At 69.4% G+C, this 1,877-nt stretch carries 2 protein-coding genes and 1 pseudogene; 1 reads left to right on the top strand and 2 read right to left on the bottom strand.

Annotation, left to right across the window (positions count from 1 at the left end; all coding sequences use genetic code 11):
- Positions 1-480 (bottom strand): annotated as a pseudogene (locus MJ783_RS17475) (hypothetical protein); the annotation flags it as partial.
- Between the two features lie 499 nt (positions 481-979).
- Entirely contained in the window at positions 980-1,258 is a 279-nt protein-coding gene (locus MJ783_RS17470; RefSeq protein WP_239311621.1) for a hypothetical protein, read from the bottom strand.
- Between the two features lie 246 nt (positions 1,259-1,504).
- On the opposite strand from MJ783_RS17470, the gene MJ783_RS17465 reads away from it, so the two are divergent.
- Positions 1,505-1,877: Nif3-like dinuclear metal center hexameric protein (locus MJ783_RS17465; RefSeq protein ID WP_370651666.1), on the top strand; the 373-nt coding region annotated here is incomplete at its 3' end.

Below are 1,877 nucleotides of genomic sequence, written 5' to 3'. Positions count from 1 at the left end.
CAGCGGCCGCGCTGTGCCCGCGCCGGGGGAGCCGGGGGAGCGCTCGGCCGGGGGGCTGCTGACGGCGTCCGGGGCACGTCTGGGCGAGCTTCGTGGCGGCGGGACATCGGTACAGGATCGGTCCATGTCCCAGGCTTCGTCGGCCCTGATCCGGTCCTGCTTGGCCCGCATGTAGTCGGCGCTGTTCCGCAGCTGGAAGGCTGCCAGGCCGAGGCGCTCGATCCGGTTCAGCTCAGCTGGGTCAATCACGGTGATGTGCGTCTCAGTGGTTGGGGTGGCACGCGCGTTCGGTCGCGGGGAGGAGGTCGCGCCGGCCGTGTTGACGATATTGAGCCGGCCGTAGCGGTGGAGTATCCGCGTGCCCTCCCGCGCGGCCGTGAGCGGTTCGGCCGGATCCGCTTCCCCGGCAGGCGCGCCGCTCGCCTGCGCATCCGTATGAATCATGACAATTTGTTCGTTGGCTGGTAGGTCCCCCGCCATGGGTGATCTGTGTCCCTTCCGCTGGGCAGCTGTGCGGAGTTGTACCGGGTTGATCTAGAGTTGTGTTGCGTTTGAGAAAACCGCATACGCGAAAACCGCGTCGGCTCTGTGCCAGGGCGCGTTGGTGCCCCGGTACGCGCTGGTGCCCCGGTACGCGCTGGTGCTCCGGTGCCCGGTGGTACTCCGGTACACAGCGGTGCCCGTGGTATGCGGTAGGCCCAGGCGCATGGCACCAACCAGATGTACGTCAGCGGTCCAGATGTGCGTCAACGGCCGGGTGCGCGCTGGCGCCGAGGCAGGCCGGCGGCGTGCCTCAGTACTGACGGGCGGGTGGTGCCGCGACCGGTGATGTCCGCCGGTCCCAGCGCCACCGAGCACCGTGTGCACCCGGAAGAAGCGGGAGCGGATGCCGGCTCCCGCCGGGCGGGCCCGCCATGATCCAGTGGGCTCGCCTCCGTCGTTCGCGGGCCGGCCAGCGGGAGCCGGGCGGCCCGTACAGTCAGCCCAGGGGGCGTCGGGTGGGGCCCGAGGGCGGCGGCTCGCCCCGCAGCTGGGTATCCCCCCAGCCGATGCTTCCCTGGAGGCTCGGCTGAAGGTGCTGGTTCTGCTGGACCTGCGGGCCTGGTGGGCTTTGCTGGCCCCCGCGCGCCTGCGCCGCCATCGCCTCGGCCACGTTGTGCATGATGGCTTCGACTAGGCGCACCGCCTGGGTGGTGGGCAGGTTCAGTACCACCTCGGCGTCTCCGGCGATCTGGAACCGTACGGACACATCCACCATGTCGCAATCCCCATCTCCGGGTAGGTCTCCTGAGGCCCGCACAGGCGCGGAAGCGCCATAATCGCGCCTCCTGGCCGTGAGCATGCCTGGATCAGCATGTACGTGCGGTCCGGGTCCTTCCGCCGCACAGATCACGGTACGTCGCGGCGTTCCGTAGCCGTACGCGGCCTCGGTATGGACGCGCCGGAGCGGCCAGCCCGATCACGGTTGGGTAGTGTCCGGACGGTGACCGCACCATATTGCACTGTGGCCGACTGTATTGCCGAGTTCGAACGTTGTTATCCGTCATCCTGGGCACAGCCGTGGGATGTGGTGGGCCTCACCGTCGGCGACCCGGATATGCCGGTCCGGCATGTTCTGTTCGCCGTCGACCCAACGGTCGATGTCGCGCGGGAAGCCGTTGATCGTGGTGCGCAGCTCCTGGTCACCCATCATCCGCTGTTCCTCCGGGGCGTTCACGGCGTCGCGGAGACCGATGCGGGTGGCCGGGTCGTGGCAACGCTGATCCGTGGCGGTGCGGCGCTGTTCAGCGCGCATACGAACGCCGATGTGGCCTGTCCCGGCGTGAGTGACGCGCTCGCGCGGGCAATCGGGCTGTGCGACGTCGGGCCGCTGGCTG

This window comes from Protofrankia sp. Cj3 (genome assembly GCF_917627355.1).
GTDB lineage: Bacteria > Actinomycetota > Actinomycetes > Frankiales > Frankiaceae > Protofrankia.
Note: the sequence above shows the minus strand (reverse complement) of the source record. Positions and strands in the feature narration are given on the sequence as shown.